Genomic DNA, 16,923 nt, shown 5'->3' with positions numbered 1-16,923 from the left:
GATATTAATAATCCTCCGACTACTAATGATTTAGAGGTAATTGGTACTGAAGATGATGCAAGCATAAGTATCCCCCCCCTCTCGGGCTCAGATACCGACGGCACGTTAGCCAGCTTTGTAATTGATACTTTGCCACTTAATGGCACCTTGTACCTCAATGGCGTTGCCGTCACGGTCGGTCAGAGCATCTTGGTTGCCGATGCTGCTAGCCTGACCTTTACGCCAAATGCCAACTGGAATGGTGACACCAGCTTTGCCTACCATGCAGTAGATAACAATGATTTAGCTGACTCAACGCCAGCTACAGTCAACATCACAGTGACCCCATCTAATGACGGAGTTTCTTTAGGCGGACTCAATGCCCAAGGTGGTGAGTTAACTGTTCACGAAGCTAACCTTTCAACGGGCTCTGCCCCTAATGGCAATGCGCTGACTCAGACTGGTAACTTTAGCTTTACCTCTGTAGATGGTTTAGCTTCTGTCACAATTGCCGGACAAACCTTTAATTTGACAGCGTTACTTGCGCTAAGCACCAATATGGTGAGCATTACAACCCCTTATGGTGTGTTGACCCTTACGGGTTTCACTGGTGATGCAAACGATGGCTCTATTAGCTATAGCTATAGGCTAAAGGACAATGTCGATAATGACTCTGCGGATGGGGCTACTAATACTAGCTATTTTGATAGCTTTGCTGTAACCGTTGTGGATACGGATGGCAGCCAAGCCAATGGTAGCCTTGATGTGAAAATTGTTGATGATGTCCCTAATGCCAACAACGACAGTGGCAGTGTCGATGTGATTGTAGATAGCTTTATAGTCTCTGGTGTGGAGGCAAATTGGACGTTATGGACAAATGGCACAAGCGTAACCAGATTCGATGGTACCAATAATCCTAATGGTGGTGGTACTGACAATGATGATGGTTTAGATCAGATCAGATGGGGGAATCCAACGAATACCTATAAATCTGGTTATGGTTTTATCGATAACGACAGTGCATTAAATGGTCAGTTTGCCTTAAACCAAGAGATTATGTTGGGCACGTTTACCCACTATAACTTCCCAATATCTTCTGGTGGCGCTATCACCAAAGCAACTATGGATGTTACTTTCTCGGTGACTGATGCCTATGGGGTAGTTACACCAGTAACTCTCAACGTCAACTTTGACCATGATGAAACACCGAACGACAACAACGATCCTGAAGCATCAAAAGACATTATTAACGTCGGCAATACCAATGTAACCTTTGAACATCAGGGGCAAGTTTATACGCTGCAAGTAATAGGCTTTAGAGTTCCAGGTACCAACCAAGTTGTTACTGAAATTAGAACGGCTGAAAATGCGGCAAGCAGTTATGAACTAGTTGTACGTATAGTTGCTGGTAATGGCTATGAGTTACCCTCTACGGAGGGTAACGTGTTAGACAATGACATCATCGGTGCTGATAACGATCTCACGGTAATTGGTGCTGCTGTGGGTAACCAAACAGGGTCCGGTACCTCTGGCAACGTAGGATCTATTATCAATGGCCAATACGGTACGTTAATAATATACGCTGGTGGTAGTTATAAATACACAGTAACAGCCAATGCTTCTGCGATTCCGGCCAATGCAACGGAAACCTTTACCTATACTATGCAAGATGTTGATGGTGATAAATCCAGCGCATTGCTCACCATTAATGTAAATGCCGTTAATGTTAGTGCGAGTAAAGCGATTCAAGATCAAGGTATTGGTTCCGAAGACACTGCCATAATTGGCAATGTGCTCAATAATGATGGCAATAAAAATACATCAGTAACACATTTCACAGTAGCGAACGATACTACTCAGCATACAGCAGGTAGTAAAATAATATTGGCAGAGGGTGAACTAGCCCTCAATGCTGATGGTAGCTACACCTTTAAGCCTGCAGATGATTGGAATGGTCAGGTTCCTGTCGTTACCTACACCACAAATACTGGGGCAACAAGCACACTAACCATAGTGGTAACGCCTGTTGATGATCCAACGGTGACTAAATCAGATAACAACACCGTCGTGGAGGATACCCAAGCTAAAGGTAATGTACTGGAAAATGATACGGATGTGGATAGCACATTATCCGTGACCAGCTTCCAAGTGAATAACGTGACCTATAACGCTGGCAGTACTTGGTATCAATTGCCAGAAGGTAAGCTGCAATTAAAGGCCAATGGTGAATACAGCTTCGAGCCAAAAGAGCATTGGAGTGGTTCATTACCTGAAATCACCTACACCACTGATACAGGGGCTACAAGTACCTTGAATATCATTGTTCAAGCAGTAGCAGATGCCCCTAATCTGACAATCAATGGTTACACCTCCGTTGCGGCTATTAACTTTGAAGATGCCAAGATTATAGGTGATTGGAGTGGTGTTAAGGCAGATGATATTAAGGGCCTAAATACTATAGGTACTTGGCATACCAGTAATAGAGGCGGGAAAGTTGAAATTGGTTATGAAAGTGTCTACGTCTCTGGTGGTTCCAATAGTAATAAAGTCATGGAAATTGAGTTTAACAATGGTGATAAAACCTTGTATACCGATATCCAAGCGGATGCTGGTCGATTTTACGAGCTCGGATTTGATATTGCGGCGCGCTCAGGTAGTGTAAGCACCTCTGGACTGACTATTAAACTGATCCCGCTAGATACTCAAGGCAACCCACTAAATGCTCAAGCTATTACGCTATATGATTTCGATCCCACTAATGCGAATTGGTTAAGAGATCAAAAGATTACCTTACCGATTGGCCAATCAGGTAAATATCGTTTACAGTTTGAAGGTGATAATGGGGATTCTTATGGAGCTTTGTTGGATAATTTAGCATTTAAAGTGGTCGACAATATGGGGTATCGCGGTGAGTTTATTAAACTTAGCAATATATCGTCATCACTTAAAGATACTGATACATCAGAAACGTTGAACCTTAAATTGCAGGGCTTGCCAGAAGGCGCTGTGCTGAAAGATGGTTTGGGCAACCTGGCGACGGTTGGCGCAGATGGCACTGTGGATATTACCAACTGGGATAAATCCAGCCTGCAGATTAAAGTCGCCAACCATGGAAACTTCACCATCACAGTTGTAGCTACGGCGACAGAAGCCAGTAATCAAGATACAGCGCAAAGCACTGCTGATTTCCAAGTTACCGTTCTGCATAAGAATAATGTTGTCGGTGGTCAGAGTGTAGATTCATTCCTGATGACCGATTGGAGTGGTGATACAGCCCAGTTTGCCGTTAATTTAGGAGGATACAGCAGTGTCGCTTCATCATCCAAGACTCAATATTTTGCTAAAGACACCGAGCTACTAATTAATGCAGGCGATAGTAATGATTACATCGACCTTGGTGTTTCAACTGCTAACAATATCGTGAACACTGGTAGTTCGTTGCCCAATGTTAATAACCCTGTGGTTACTCAAGATGAGCTACTTAGCAGCCAATTTATGACTCAGGATGTTATTACCAACACCGTAGGTACTCTTAAGGAAGATGCGCGGCAGCCACTGCAACCCAAAACAGACACAGTCAATTTGGGGTCTGGCGACGACATAGTCAACGGTGGCGAAGGTAGCCAGGTCGTTCATGGCGGCAGTGGCAATGACCAACTGATTGGTGGTGAAGGTATTGATGGTTTACGTGGTGGTTTGGGTGACGACATTCTGATTGGTGGTCTTGGCAATGATGTCCTGCGTGGTGATGAAGGTGCAGATATCTTTGTCTGGAACAAAGGGGATACGGTATCCGGCTCTCAGACCACAGATTACATTATGGACTTCAACAAGGGGTCAGGTACTAACAGCCTTTCGGAAGGTGACAAGCTGGACTTGAGTGATTTGCTTGATTCTCCCAATCAGAATGATCTGACTTCTCTACTCTCTGTTATTCAGGGCGACGATGGGGTGCATCTATTTATCAGAGAAGACAGTAGTTCTACCTCACCAACTCAAGAGATTGTGTTGATGAATCATACTTTCGATAGCTTGACTGGGGGTTCTGATACTACGACCACTGAGGTTCTCGAGTACATGTTGAACAACATACTGCTGATCGACAAACCTCATGGCTAACACGAACAGACAGTAGAAAAACAAAAGCGGCAGAGCAATCTGCCGCTTTTTTTATCTTTGCAGGGGAGTGAAATCAGTTGCTGAGGGTGGCAAACAGGCTCTGCTCCAGGGTGCCGCGGGAGACACAGACCGGCTTGATGGACGGGGCCGGTACGCGCTCGCCTGAGGATTCAACGAAGAACAGCTCGGTGTTGCCCTTGACGTTGACGGTGGCCACGCTGCTGTTGCCGCTCTGGGTGATGATCAGGTTGATCTGCAGGTTCGGGTTGCCCAGTGCAACTTTGGAACCCATGGTACCGCAGTCCAGCCACTCCAGCCCGTCGGCTGACTGGTTGACGTTGGCGGTCATCAGGCCGGAGCCACGCTGGCTGTTTTCGATGGTGAGTCCGTGATCGGTGAACCACTTCTCGGCACGAGCCCACACCAGATCCACCGGGATCGCCATCTCCTGTGTATTGTTGGTTGCCTTGGCAATTGGCGGGTTGTAGCGATACTCCTCACCGCCGTTATTGTCACCAGCACAACCAACCAGCAGCAGCGCCAATGCGCTCCCCATAATCTTTTTCATCTTGTTTCTCTCGTCCATATCACCAGGCCATTGGCCAACCGGCGCCTATTATCGCCGGAGCGACAATCTCTGTCAGCAACCATCCAGCGTTCGAGGTTATGGGGAGGTGATCGGGGTGCTTTACAAAATTGGTTTGCTATCATAGATTTGCTCGAAATTCCTCCATAAGCACCCCTGTGACTAACATGCTCACCCCGGATCTGCTGCAGCAGATCATCGACCAATTGCCAATGAGTATCTTCTGTCGGGATAGTCATGGGCGTTACCTGTTCGCCAATCGTGAGTTCGCCCGTGAAGCCAAGCTGGAGTCGCCTGCCGAGGTAGTCGGCAAGACAGATGCAGAGATGCCATGGGGCGATCTCTTTCGCAGTGAGGATGAGCAGCTGCTTGCCGGAGGCGTGCCGATGCTGTATCAGCAGCTTCATTGCAACCGGGGCGGGAATACCTGCTGGATGGAGGTGCACAAGGTGCCTCTTTACACCCCGCAGGGGGAAGCTTGCGCAGTGTTCGGCGTGGTTAACGAGATTGCCCAGCGCAAGAGCCTGGAACAAACGGTCAAAAAGCAGCAGTTGTTGCAGCGTTTTCTGCTCGATGCCATTCCTGACCTGATCCGTTTCGATGATCACAACGGGGTGTTGCTGGAGTGCAATCAGGCGTTTCTCGACTTTATCGGCCATGGGGCCGATGAGGTGCTGGGTCAGCAGCTGCCGTTCCGGTTGGCGGCGCCGCAGGGGATGGGCCACGGCGAGTGTTGTCTGCTGGATGCCAGCGGGCAGGGGCGACACATGGAGATCACCCGGGTCGATGTCCCCGATGGTGATGGTCACTCTCTCGGGATCCTGACGCTGGGGCGTGACATCACCGGTCTGCGCACCACTCAGGCGCAGTTGCAGCAGGAGCAGCACTACGACAGTCTGACCGGACTGCTCAAACTCTCCCGGTTCTTGCAGACCAGCCGCCATCTTGGGGGACGCAGTGCCACATTGGTGCTGATCGATCTGCACCATTTTCGTGAGATCAACGATCGCTTCGGGATCCGGATTGCCGACCGCCTGCTTAGCCAGGTGGCCAAGCGGTTGCAGCAGCTGGTACCGCCACGTTCCCTGCTCTGTCGGGTCGCTGCCGATGACTTCAGCCTGCTGCTGCCGGATTTCAACGAGCCATTGCAGGGGTGGAGCCAGCATCTGCAGCAGCAGTTGATGGAGCACTACCAGGTGGAAGATCACCGCATCCAGATCCCGGTGTTTCTGGGGCTGGCCCAGGGGCGGGCAAGCGATGCCGAACGGTTGCTCAGTCATGCCGAGGCTGCGCTGGCGCAGGGCAAACGGCAGCAACAGTACTGCACCCTGTTTGATCCCGAGCTGCATGCCCGGCTCAAGCGGCGTCAGTTGATCGCCGCCCAGTTGCCGCTCGCCATCAAGTCCGCCCAGCTGGTTGCCGTCTATCAGCCCATCATCTGTACCCGCACCCACCGGCTGCATGGCGCCGAGCTGCTCTGTCGCTGGCCCCATTCCGAGCTTGGGATGATCTCCCCCGACGAGTTTATTCCGTTGGCAGAAGAGATGGGGATCATCGGCCAGCTTGGTCAGCTGATGCTGGAGCAGGGGTGTGCCCAGCTGGCGCAGTGGCAAACTGCGCAGCCGGATATGGTGCTATCCATCAACCTTTCGCCGCTGCAGTTCCGTGATCCGGCGCTCTGTGAGCGGGTCTCTGCCTGCATCGCTCGCCATGGTCTCAAGGCCAGTCAGCTGGAGCTGGAGATTACCGAAGGGGTACTGATGGAGAACGCCGACGAGATTGAGACCAACCTCGATAACCTGATCGCCGCCGGTTTTCAGCTGGCCATCGACGACTTTGGTACCGGTTACTGCTCGCTGGCCTATCTGCCACGTTTGCAGGTGGCGACCCTCAAGCTAGATCGCAGCTTCACTCAGGGGTTGGCCAGCAATAGCGCGACCACCGCTATCGTGCGTTCAGTCATCGGGTTGGGCCATGAGCTCGGGATCCGGATCACTGCCGAAGGGGTGGAAACGCCCGAGCAGCAGCTGTGGCTGACCGAGGCGGGGTGTGATCGGTTACAGGGCTATCTGTTCAGTCGCCCCCTGCCGCCGGCGGAGTTTGCTGCCAGCTATCTGGCGTGAGACATCGTCAGAAACAACAAGGCCACCGCAAGGTGGCCTTGTTGTTTTACGATGGAGGCAGGATCAATCCTGGAAGTAGGTGCCCCAGCCATCGTAATCCACCCCATATTTTTCCAGGATGGGCAGCATCTTGGCGATATCGGCGACGATCGCTTCGACATTCAGCTTGCACTCGATGGTGGCATCGAAGCAGAAGATAGTGGCGCCGTCATCCAGCTCCATCTCTTCGGCATCGGTCACTTCAAAACCGGCCTTGAACAGGTCAACCGCTGCTTTTTCCAGACGGTCGAAATCCTGGCAGGCGAAGTGGTGCTCGATGTCGTAATCCGCATCGGGATTGCTGCCATCGGCCAGCAGTTCGTTGACGATCTCGGTGGTCTCATCACGCCACTCTTGCATATTCAGACTCATGTTGCCTCCAGGCGGTATCATTGCGGCAAAGCATACTCGCAGAGTGGATTCGGCTCAATGCGGCGGACCCACTGAACCTCGAATTTCCATCATATTGGCGCAGCCTGCAGGATGTTCAGAGGCCAGCAAGTACGGTAAACAGGACTGAAATGGATAATAAATGGTCGCTTCGTTCGGTTGTTGAGCGAACGCGCTTTTTATCGTGCCATCATGGTTGACACTCTGCGCTGGAAAGGGTTTAATTCGCGCCGTTGCCCAGATAGCTCAGTCGGTAGAGCAGGGGATTGAAAATCCCCGTGTCGGCGGTTCGATTCCGTCTCTGGGCACCACAATTCCTCCTTAGTTCAGTCGGTAGAACGGCGGACTGTTAATCCGTATGTCACTGGTTCAAGTCCAGTAGGAGGAGCCAAATTCGAAAAGCCCGCTCAATCGAGCGGGCTTTTTCATTTCTAGTTGCTGTTGCATGCTGCCAAAAAGAGCGTCGCGCCACAGGTGGCACTGAACAGCAGCATTCCGGTTTGCAACATGCTGCCAGGGCATGGCTTCTTCTCTCTTTTTCTGGCCCTGATCCACTTCGGTTTCATCACATTCCCTTATCCATTTTGTCGGCCTGAATGGCTGCACTCCTGTGCAGGCGAGCCATCTTTGTTGAATGGCGCCATGGCGTCAATCTCCCCTGCAAAACAATTAATTCAGCACTGTTGAAGAGCGGCTTGTCGGGTGATGTTTCGACCTTTAAGCCATTGTTAACATTTTGGAAAACCGGAGTGACCCTGTGGCTGGGCGAGGATATGATGGGGTCAATGATGTTCCCATCCTGACGGAGAGATCCCAGATGAACAGCCCCTTGAGCTATGTACTGGACGGCATTCATTGTGAGCCGCACTTTTTTACCGTTCCCCTCGATCATGATGAGCCGGATGGTAACAGCATTACCCTGTTTGCCCGCACCCTCTGCCGTAAAGACAAGCTCGATGAGAAGTTGCCCTGGCTGCTGTTTCTGCAAGGTGGGCCGGGATTCGGGGCGCCGCGCCCGACAGCCAACAGTGGCTGGCTCAAGCGGGCGTTGCAGGAGTTCAGAGTGCTGCTGCTGGATCAGCGTGGCACCGGGATGTCGAGCTCAATTCACGGGCAGATTCTGGCCAAAATGACCCCGGCCGAGCAGGCGGAGTATCTCGGCCATTTTCGCGCCGACAGCATAGTGCAAGATGCCGAGTTCATCCGGCAGGAGCTCAGCCCCAAGCATCGCTGGAGCCTGCTTGGTCAGAGCTTTGGCGGTTTTTGCTGCCTGACCTATCTCTCGCTTTTCCCCGACAGTCTGCGGGAGGTCTATATCACCGGCGGCATCGCGCCGATTGGCCGCAGCGCCGAGGAGGTTTACCGCGCCACCTATCAGAGGGTGGCTGACAAGAACCGAGCCTTCTTCGCCCGCTTCCCCCACGCTCAGGGGATTGCCAACCGGTTGGCCAACCATCTGCACCAGCACGATGTGCGGCTGCCCAACGGTCAGCGCCTGACGGTGGAGCAGTTCCAGCAGCAGGGGCTGGATCTCGGTGCTACGGGTGCTTTCGAGGAGCTTTATTACCTGCTGGAAGAGGCCTTTATCGGTGACAAGCTGAGCCCGGCCTTTCTCTATCAGGTGCAGAGCATGCAGCCATTCAATACCAACCCGCTGTTTGCCATCCTGCACGAGGCTATCTACGCCGAAGGGAAGGCGACTCGCTGGGCGGCGGATCGGGTCAGAGTGGAATTCCCGGCGGTGAACTGGGCACCCGGCAAGGATTTCGCCTTCACCGGCGAGATGGTTTACCCCTGGATGTTCGAGCAGTTCCGCGAGTTGCTGCCCCTGAAAGAGGCGGCCCATCTGCTGGCCAACAAGGCGGACTGGGGGGCGCTCTATGACCCGGCCCAGCTGGCCCGCAACCAGGTGCCGGTAGCCTGCGCCGTCTATGCCGAGGATATGTATGTGGAGTTTGACTACAGTCGCGAAACCCTGCGTGGCCTTGGCAACAGTCGCGCCTGGATCACCAATGAGTATGAGCACAACGGTTTGCGTGCCGATGGTGAAGCGATTCTTGATCGTCTGATCGCGTTGAATCGCGACCGTTAATTGCCGTTATCGTCAACCATCGCGGGAGCCCGGACTCCCGCGATGGTTGTGATGGATGGTTGTTATGAAAGCGTGATTCCCTGAACCTTGCCCCGCGCCTGCCAGACGATGAGTGGATAGCTGGCTGATTAATTTCTCCCTCTTTCACTGTCTCTGTCGATCCCTCACCATATACTTGCCAAACGACTCTGTATTGAGCCGCGGTCAAACCGATTGACCAACCCGTGCTCGTTACCATTAGAAAGTCGCTCCGATGCTCTGTATTCCGCGTATCTGATATGCCATCTCTGCATGCCCCGCTATCCGGGGGAGGGGATGGTCGTGCTTTTCAATCAAGATAAGGATGTATGATGAGAAAGTCTCTGTTGGCCTGCTCCCTGTTGCTGTGCCCTGTCGTGTTTGCTGCCACCCCCCATTGGGAATATAGCGGTGAGGCGGGGCCTGCCCACTGGGCCAAGCTGACCCCGGAGTTTGGTCAGTGTGCGGGCAGCAATCAGTCGCCGGTTGACCTGAGCGGATTGGTCGAGGCCAAACTGGCCCCGCTGGTACTCCACTATCAGGCGGGTGGCAACACAGTGGTCAACAACGGTCACACCGTGCAGGTCGGTTATGCCCCGGGTAGCACCTTGCAACTCGATGGCACCACGTTTGAACTCAAGCAGTTTCACTTCCACGCCCCGAGCGAAAACCTCATCGAGGGCAAATCCTATCCGCTGGAAGGGCATCTGGTACACGTCAGTGACAAGGGAGAGATCGCCGTGGTGGCGGTGATGTTCGAGACTGGCAAGGCCAATCCGGCGCTGGCGGCAGCCTGGAGTGCATTACCGGCCAAGGTGGGGGAGACCCAGGCCCTCAAGGCGCTGCTCTCAGCTGAGCAACTGCTGCCCGAGAATCGTGACTACTATCGTTTCAGCGGTTCCCTTACTACGCCTCCCTGCTCGGAAGGAGTGCGCTGGCTGGTGATGAAGCAGCCGGTTGAGGTCAGTCAGGCCCAGATCGACACCTTCAAGGCGGTGATGCACCACCCCAACAACCGGCCGGTGCAGCCCCTCAATGGGCGCGTGGTACTGCAATAACACAGCGTTGCAATAGCGCAGTAGATAGCAAAAACAACAAAGAGGGCCGCGAGGCCCTCTTTTACATGGCGAGGTATCGGCGTGCGATCAGAGGCTGGCGGCGATGCGGGCGCCGAGCGCTGCATTGTTCAGCACCAGCTGGATATTGGCGGCGAGTGAGTTGCCGCCGGTCAGCTCGCAGACGCGGGCCAACAGGAAGGGGGTTGACGCCTTGCCCTTGATCCCCTGCTCATCCGCTTCACGCAGCGCTTGGGCAATGGCTGCGTCGATATCGGCTTTCGGCATGGCGTGTACGGTCGGGATGGGGTTGGCCACCACGGCGCCGCCCGCCAGTCCCAGCTCCCACTTGAGGCGTAGCGCCTCGGCGATGGCTGCCGGGGTATCGAGGCGATAATCGACCTTGAAGCCGCTCTCGCGGGTGTAGAAGGCGGGCAGCTCCTCGGTTTGATAGCCGATCACCGGTACGCCCTGGGTCTCCAGATATTCCAGGGTCAGCCCGATATCGAGGATCGACTTGGCTCCGGCGCAGACTACGGCCACCGGCGTTTGTGCCAGCTCCTGCAGGTCAGCCGAGATATCGAAGGTCTCCTGCGCGCCGCGATGTACCCCGCCGATACCACCGGTGGCAAAGACCCGGATCCCCGCCATGGCGGCGATGATCATGGTGGAGGCGACCGTGGTGGCCCCCATCCCCTTGCGCGCCAGCACGAACGGAATGTCGCGGCGGCTGCACTTGGTCACATCGTGGCCTGCCCGGCCGAGCGCTTCCAGTGCACCCGCATCGAGACCCACCTTGAGGCGGCCGTCGAGGATGGCGATGGTCGCCGGAATGGCGCCGTTATCGCGCACCACCTGCTCCACCTGACGGGCCGTCTCCACGTTCTGCGGATAAGGCATGCCGTGGGAGATGATGGTGGATTCGAGGGCAACGACCGGTTTGCCCGCGGCCAGCGCGGCAGCCACTTCCGGTTGGATATCGAGGTAAGCGTTCAGCATGAGTACTCCTCCAGTATGCGGTCAACAGTGGTCTTGCTCAGACCGGAAAAAACGGTATCGGAACAATTGACGGTGAGGGCGGCGCAGCCCAGGGCAAAGCGGGTGGTTTGGGCAATGTCGAGCTCTTGCAGCCAGGCGTGGGCGAGGCCAGCCATAAAGGCATCCCCGCCGCCGGTGACGTTTAGCACAGGACTGCCCAGCACCGGCAGGTGGCCCTGCTGCTCGCCATCGCTGTAGAAGATCCCCTGTTCACCCAGACTGAGGAACAGTCGCTTGACCCCGGCGCGGTGGAACCAGGCGGCTACCATGGGCCAGGTTTCGGGCCCGGCGATGGTCATGCCGCACAGCTGCTCGGCTTCGCTTCGATTGGGTTTGAGGGTGTGGATCTTGCCGAGCCAGGGGCGGATCTTCTCCACTTTGGCCACCGAAACGGTATCGACAAAGATGGCGTGCTCACCTTGCCGTTCAAACAACCAGTCGAGGGTGTGGATGGCCAGATTGGTGTCGAGCACCCAAAGCCGGGCACCGCCGAGAAAGCCTGCGAGGGGGGTCAGGCGGGCAGGAGTGAGCTGCTCGATAATGGCCATGTCATTGATGGCACAGCTCATTTCGCCGCTGCCATCATGCAGGCTGAGATAACAGGAGGTGGTGTGGCCATCGAGCACCAGGGTCTGGCGCACATCGACGCCGGCCCGCTGGCTTACCTCCAGCAGATGATGACCATACTGGTCGTTGCCGACTGCAGTCAGCAGCCGGGTATCACTGCCGAGCCGCGCCAGATTCTCGGCGATATTGCGGCCAACACCACCGGCCGAGGTGCGCACCTTGCCCGGGTTGGAGTCGCCGAGCAGCAGGTTGTCATGGCTGGTGCCGCAAATATCCATATTGGCACCGCCGATCACCACTACGTAGGGGCCTTCTCGCAGTACATAACCTCTGCCTTGCACATACCCCTGCCGGATCAGGCTTGAGATGTGGCTGGCCAGCGCAGAGCGGCTGATGCCGAGGCGATCGGCCAGCTCCTGCTGGGCAATCATGGGATCCTGACGCAGCAGGGCTAGGATCTCTTGTTCACGCTCAGTCATAGACAAACATCCATTTGCAAACGTTTGTCTATTATTGCTGGGAAACGTTTGCTGGCTATCAGCTTGTACAAAATTTGTCGGCTTGCGCACAAAAAATCGACATTCAAAGCTGGGTTGGCAAGCGGTTTAGCCGGGGAGGGGACTTTTAACGGGTCGGTGGCCCTGCAACGGCTTATAATGGCCGCCGCAAGATGAGGAGAGATGATGGAAAAGAGTGCATTCTGCTGCGTGGGGCTGGTCAATCCCAAGTCTCCGGAAAATGTCGGCTCAGTGATGCGGGCTGCGGGCTGCTACGGGGTGGACGAGGTCTACTACACCGGCAACCGCTTCGAGCTGGCGCGCCGCTTTGCCACCGATACCAAGCAGATGGTGGAGAAGATCCCGCTGCTCGGGGTGGATGATCTGATGGCGTTTGTCCCGCAGGGATGCGTGCCCGTGGTGGTCGATCTGATCGATGGCGCTACGCCGCTCCCCGACTATGTCCATCCGGAACGCGCTTTTTATATCTTCGGGCCGGAGGATGGCACGCTCGATCCCGCCCTCTATGGCGCGGTGAAAGATGTGGTCTATGTGCCGACTCAGGGCTGCATGAATCTGGCCGCCTCGGTCAATGTAATCCTCTATGACCGCTTGGCGAAGGGGTTCCGGCAACCCTGAGTTGTGGCGTGGCAACGGTGACTCAAACCGCAATGGACAAGGTGTTGCTCATGGGCAGGTTGCTGGCGGTGGCCGCTGTTGACGGGGCTGCGGCATCCTTCTCTTTCCCCTATGGTGGGATCATTTTTCGCCGGCCTTGACCACCTGCCCCTCGAGAAAGTCGCGGTAGTAGTCATAGAGGTGATAATGGCGATATATCTCGGCCAGCGTGCCGCGATGGATCAGATTCACCATCTCTTGATCCCACAACTGCAGTAGCCGGTCGCCCTGCTCGGTATCGGCAAAAATGGGGTAAGTCGGGATCCAGCGCAAAATGGTGCGGTACATATTGGCCGGGGTCTCATCGGTAGAATGGAGCACGCCAGCGGTCAGGTAATAGCGATAGCGCCCCTTGCCAATCAGCTGCAGGGCCATCTCATGGTTGTCGATCTCATGCCATCGCATGGTGACCGGAAGATATTTATCCAGCACCCATCCTCGCCGCCAGAGTACGGTCTCTCCCTCCAGGCTGCGCTCTCCCCGCCATTGTGGCTGCCACTGCTTGAGCATGAAGACGGTCACATCATCGGCGGAGGCGGGTTGACGGGGCTGCTTGACCCCCTTGATCTCGTCCAGATAGACACTCATCGCCATATCCCCCTCTTGCCTGGCTACCATGGCGACGGCGCGTTTGTAAGGCACGATATGGGGCACTATCTGATAGCCGTGGGGTTGGTAAATGGTTCGCACCAGATCGAGATAGATACCGCGGCCATCCGGTTGGCAGAAACCGGGCCAGCCATCGCAATAGACGTGGATATCGGTTGTGCGAGCGTGGGTGAGCGCACACAGAGAGCAAAGCAGCAAACAACCGATGCGCAGCATGGTCAGCATTATCCTCGCAGGGGTGAGGAGATCATTTATCACCTGATTTATACCATGCATTGATCGCGGCGGGCGGAGAAAACATCCCGCATCTCCATTTTGCGACAGGGTCGAGGGTTATTTACGGTCGGATCGTTATGATCGAGTAAAGATTCAATAGCACCCCAATCAGTAGAGGAGACTGCATTATGCCATCGATCAAGACTCTGCTCTGTCCAGTCGATTTTTCCCAAATGTCTCGCGCGGTACTCGACTATGCCGTTTTCATGGCACAGAGCCATCAGGCCCAGCTCAAGCTGATCCACGTGGTTGATCAACTGCACGGTTTTGACAGTTACAAGATCCTTCATATGACGGCCATCGAGATCACCCACGAGATGGAGCGTCAAGCCAGAACCCAGCTCAAAGAGCTGGTTGCCACCCTGCCGATCCCGGCCACCTTTGATATTCGCTTTGGCCGCGCCGCCGATGAAATTGTCATTCAGGCCAAGGAGGATGAGGTTGAGCTGATCGTGATGGGCAGCCACGGTCGCTCCGGTATCAGCCATCTGCTGGTAGGCAGTGTCGCCGAGTCTGTGGTGCGTCATGCACCCTGTCCGGTACTGGTGGTGCGCCAATAACGCGCCACGTTTAGTGTGAAAAGCGTAACAAACAAGGCCAGCGATTGCTGGCCTTGCGTTTTCTGGTGTTGTGCCCGCTAGCCGTGGGCGTAGATGACACTCCCCCCCTTGATGGTATCTATGATGGCTCTGGCCTGCTCTTTGGGCAGGGCGGGGCAACCCCAGCTGCGGCCCAGCTTGTCATATTTGCGCAGATGGGTCGGGCTGGCATAGGCGGCGCCATGTACCACGATGGCACGCTTGCGGGCATTGCTGTTCTTGCCGGGGCTGAGCCCGTCCAGCCGCAGGGAGTAGCCATGCTTGCCCAGATAGGTTTCTGCGGTGCGATAGACGCCGAGGGAACTTTGGCGGGAGTTGAGCTGGTTGGAAAAGCGCTCTGCGGCCAGTTCACCTGAGTTGCGGCCATGGCTGACCCAGGTGTGATAGAGCAGCTTGTGGCGTTTCATATCGATGACAAACAGTCTGCGCTGGGTGGATGGCTTGCTGTAATCGATGATGGTGAGAATGGGTTTGCGTTTGTGGCGCACGGTTTGATAACTGTTAAGTGCCTGACGAAAGGTCTGTTTATCCAGCTTGCCGGCCAGACCCAGCTGACGATAGAGGCTCTGATCCCAGCTGGCATCTGCCGTGCTGCTCCAGATGAGCGATATCAACAGCAGTGGCAACAACAGCCACCCGTGTTGCCAGTCTATGTTCCCGCGCGCTTGTCTCATCCGTGAATATCTCCTTGTCACTCCCTGTCAACGACGCGGATATTGCCATCAATCCGCTCGATAGTTATATGCAAGGTGCTGAAAAGGCGCAATAAAAAAACCGGCCGCAGAGCGGCCGGAAGTAATTCAAACAGTAGACATTGGTATCACAGGGTATAACTGACTTCCAATTACTTAGAAGTTGTACTGCAGGGCAACCGCGACTACGTCGTCGGTGTTCTTGCCCAGAGAGTTGGTGGACTTGCCATCTACGGAGTCCAGCAGGTTCAGCTTGTAATCAACGTAGGCGTTGAAGTTCTCGGTGAAGTTGTACCAGGCACCGATAGATACGTACTCGGTGTAGGTATCATCGATACCGCGAGCGGAGTCTTTCACGTCAGTGCGCAGGTAGGCCAGAGAAGGCTTGAACTTGCCGATGGTGTACTGGGCAACGGCTTCGTAGCCATCCATCTTCTCGGCGTAGCCGTTGTTGACGAACAGGTGGTCTTCACCGTGGGAGTAGGTTGCAGCCAGGTAGAGGTCGCCAGTTGCATATTTGGCGCCGAAGCCCATCAGCTTGGCATCCTTGTCGCCACCGAAGGCGGCATAGCGAGCTTGCTCGTCGGTCTTGCCAGCCTGGTTATAGGCAGCACCCAGGCTCAGGCCCATATCGAAATCGTAGTTGGCAGATACTGCGAAGCCTTCTTTGGAACCTTTCTTGTTCCAAGTAGTTTGGCCATTTACATCTTTGAAGTTGGAACGATCTGCATTCTGCGGATCATTGTTACCGGTGAACTGGGCACCCAGAGTCAGACCCTGATAGGTGTAGATGTACTGGGCCAGACCGTTGGTACGGCCGGTGCCGAATACTTCGGTATCTTTGCCCAGGCCGTCACCGCCCCACTCAGGCAGGACGTCGGTATAGTTGTTGACGGCCTTGGTGAACAGGCCATCCTGACGACCATAGCTGAAGGCGCCGAAACGGTCGTGCTTGATACCGGCATAGGCATAACGCAGCTCGTCGTTGTCAGAACCGGAGGTCGGCAGGTTGTACTCGGCAAAGCCGAACGCCTTCATCTCGGGAGCAATCTTGGTCTCGCCAGCAACGTGCAGACGGAAGTAGCTCTGGTCACCTTCGGAACCGTTGTCATCAGTACCGTAGTACATACCCTGAGCACGGCCGCCGATTTCCAGCTTGGTATCGTTCTGGTTATAAACGGTAGCAGCATGGGCGCCGCTCGCCAGCAGTAGGCTGGAGATGGCAATAGTCAGTGCAGACTTCTTCATATGCGTTATTCCTCTGATGTAAACACTTCCGAACTTGTTGTCGGTTCTGTGAAATCGGAAATAGTCCGATAGCCACACGGTAGGCGTCCCAACCTTGACTGGGCCTGAATCCATCGTTGTTTAATTGAGGTGACGAGGTCGTTATCAAGTCTGGGTGTGACGGTTTTTGACAAGATAAAAAGAGATTAAATTCAATGAATTATTTTCTAGTGACTTTTTTGACATCAAGGCTGTTCTGAGCAACAAGGTCGATGGCTCAAGTTGTGAGCTAGATCACGCAGGGGAGAATGGGGCGGGGCGGGAAAAACGGGGGGGGGG

The 16,923-nt window shown here is 54.5% G+C and carries 13 protein-coding genes and 2 tRNA genes; 8 read left to right on the top strand and 7 right to left on the bottom strand.

Going from position 1 to position 16,923, the window contains the following annotated elements:
- On the top strand, positions 1–4,098 hold a 4,098-nt coding region (locus tag AACT07_RS21265), incomplete at its 5' end, for a choice-of-anchor K domain-containing protein (protein WP_171902772.1).
- Between the two features lie 73 nt (positions 4,099–4,171).
- On the opposite strand, the gene AACT07_RS21260 is transcribed toward AACT07_RS21265, so the two are convergent.
- The gene (locus tag AACT07_RS21260) at positions 4,172–4,666 is read right to left on the bottom strand and encodes a hypothetical protein (RefSeq protein ID WP_069529928.1); all 495 of its coding nucleotides are present in this window, start codon (positions 4,664–4,666) and stop codon (positions 4,172–4,174) included.
- A gap of 185 nt (positions 4,667–4,851) precedes the next feature.
- Between AACT07_RS21260 and AACT07_RS21255 the strand changes: the two genes are divergently transcribed.
- The gene (locus AACT07_RS21255) at positions 4,852–6,807 is read left to right on the top strand and encodes a sensor domain-containing protein (RefSeq protein ID WP_069529926.1); all 1,956 of its coding nucleotides are present in this window, start codon (positions 4,852–4,854) and stop codon (positions 6,805–6,807) included.
- Between the two features lie 63 nt (positions 6,808–6,870).
- On the opposite strand, the gene rraB is transcribed toward AACT07_RS21255, so the two are convergent.
- Positions 6,871–7,206, bottom strand: a complete 336-nt coding sequence (gene rraB, locus AACT07_RS21250) for a ribonuclease E inhibitor RraB (protein WP_026034893.1) — start codon at positions 7,204–7,206, stop codon at positions 6,871–6,873.
- Between the two features lie 265 nt (positions 7,207–7,471).
- Here rraB and AACT07_RS21245 point away from each other — a divergent pair.
- The 4 genes from AACT07_RS21245 to AACT07_RS21230 all read left to right on the top strand — a co-directional run bounded on the left by AACT07_RS21245 (position 7,472) and on the right by AACT07_RS21230 (position 10,404).
- Positions 7,472–7,547: transfer RNA gene (locus AACT07_RS21245), tRNA-Phe, on the top strand.
- 4 nt (positions 7,548–7,551) lie between these two features.
- Positions 7,552–7,627 (top strand) — tRNA-Asn (locus AACT07_RS21240).
- Between the two features lie 426 nt (positions 7,628–8,053).
- The gene (locus tag AACT07_RS21235) at positions 8,054–9,328 is read left to right on the top strand and encodes an alpha/beta fold hydrolase (RefSeq protein ID WP_069529924.1); all 1,275 of its coding nucleotides are present in this window, start codon (positions 8,054–8,056) and stop codon (positions 9,326–9,328) included.
- A 350-nt stretch (positions 9,329–9,678) separates the two neighbouring features.
- On the top strand, positions 9,679–10,404 hold the full coding sequence (locus AACT07_RS21230) for a carbonic anhydrase (RefSeq protein ID WP_069529922.1): 726 nt from the start codon (positions 9,679–9,681) through the stop codon (positions 10,402–10,404).
- A gap of 87 nt (positions 10,405–10,491) precedes the next feature.
- Here the strand turns inward: AACT07_RS21230 and AACT07_RS21225 are convergent, their stop codons facing one another.
- Both AACT07_RS21225 and AACT07_RS21220 read right to left on the bottom strand, forming a co-directional pair.
- Entirely contained in the window at positions 10,492–11,400 is a 909-nt protein-coding gene (locus AACT07_RS21225; RefSeq protein ID WP_069529921.1) for a pseudouridine-5'-phosphate glycosidase, read from the bottom strand.
- Positions 11,394–12,485 (bottom strand): PfkB family carbohydrate kinase, encoded by a 1,092-nt coding sequence (locus AACT07_RS21220; protein ID WP_069529919.1) that lies wholly within the window; start codon positions 12,483–12,485, stop codon positions 11,394–11,396. The genes AACT07_RS21225 and AACT07_RS21220 overlap by 7 nt, the downstream gene beginning before the upstream one ends.
- A gap of 204 nt (positions 12,486–12,689) precedes the next feature.
- Between AACT07_RS21220 and AACT07_RS21215 the strand changes: the two genes are divergently transcribed.
- Complete coding sequence (locus AACT07_RS21215) at positions 12,690–13,142, top strand: RNA methyltransferase (RefSeq protein WP_069529917.1); 453 nt, start codon at positions 12,690–12,692, stop codon at positions 13,140–13,142.
- Between the two features lie 120 nt (positions 13,143–13,262).
- Here the strand turns inward: AACT07_RS21215 and AACT07_RS21210 are convergent, their stop codons facing one another.
- Positions 13,263–14,006, bottom strand: a complete 744-nt coding sequence (locus tag AACT07_RS21210; RefSeq protein ID WP_069529931.1) for a hypothetical protein — start codon at positions 14,004–14,006, stop codon at positions 13,263–13,265.
- A gap of 188 nt (positions 14,007–14,194) precedes the next feature.
- On the opposite strand from AACT07_RS21210, the gene AACT07_RS21205 reads away from it, so the two are divergent.
- Positions 14,195–14,626 (top strand): universal stress protein, encoded by a 432-nt coding sequence (locus tag AACT07_RS21205; RefSeq protein WP_005335309.1) that lies wholly within the window; start codon positions 14,195–14,197, stop codon positions 14,624–14,626.
- A gap of 77 nt (positions 14,627–14,703) precedes the next feature.
- Here the strand turns inward: AACT07_RS21205 and AACT07_RS21200 are convergent, their stop codons facing one another.
- Entirely contained in the window at positions 14,704–15,339 is a 636-nt protein-coding gene (locus AACT07_RS21200; protein WP_069529915.1) for a murein L,D-transpeptidase catalytic domain family protein, read from the bottom strand.
- Between the two features lie 174 nt (positions 15,340–15,513).
- Entirely contained in the window at positions 15,514–16,605 is a 1,092-nt protein-coding gene (locus tag AACT07_RS21195) for a porin (protein WP_005354242.1), read from the bottom strand.
- Between the last annotated feature and the right edge of the window lie 318 nt (positions 16,606–16,923).

This window comes from Aeromonas sp. ANP5 (assembly GCF_963870295.1).
Lineage (GTDB): Bacteria > Pseudomonadota > Gammaproteobacteria > Enterobacterales > Aeromonadaceae > Aeromonas > Aeromonas veronii.
The sequence above is the reverse complement of the archived record's forward strand: the minus strand, read 5'-3'. Positions and strand labels throughout refer to the sequence as shown.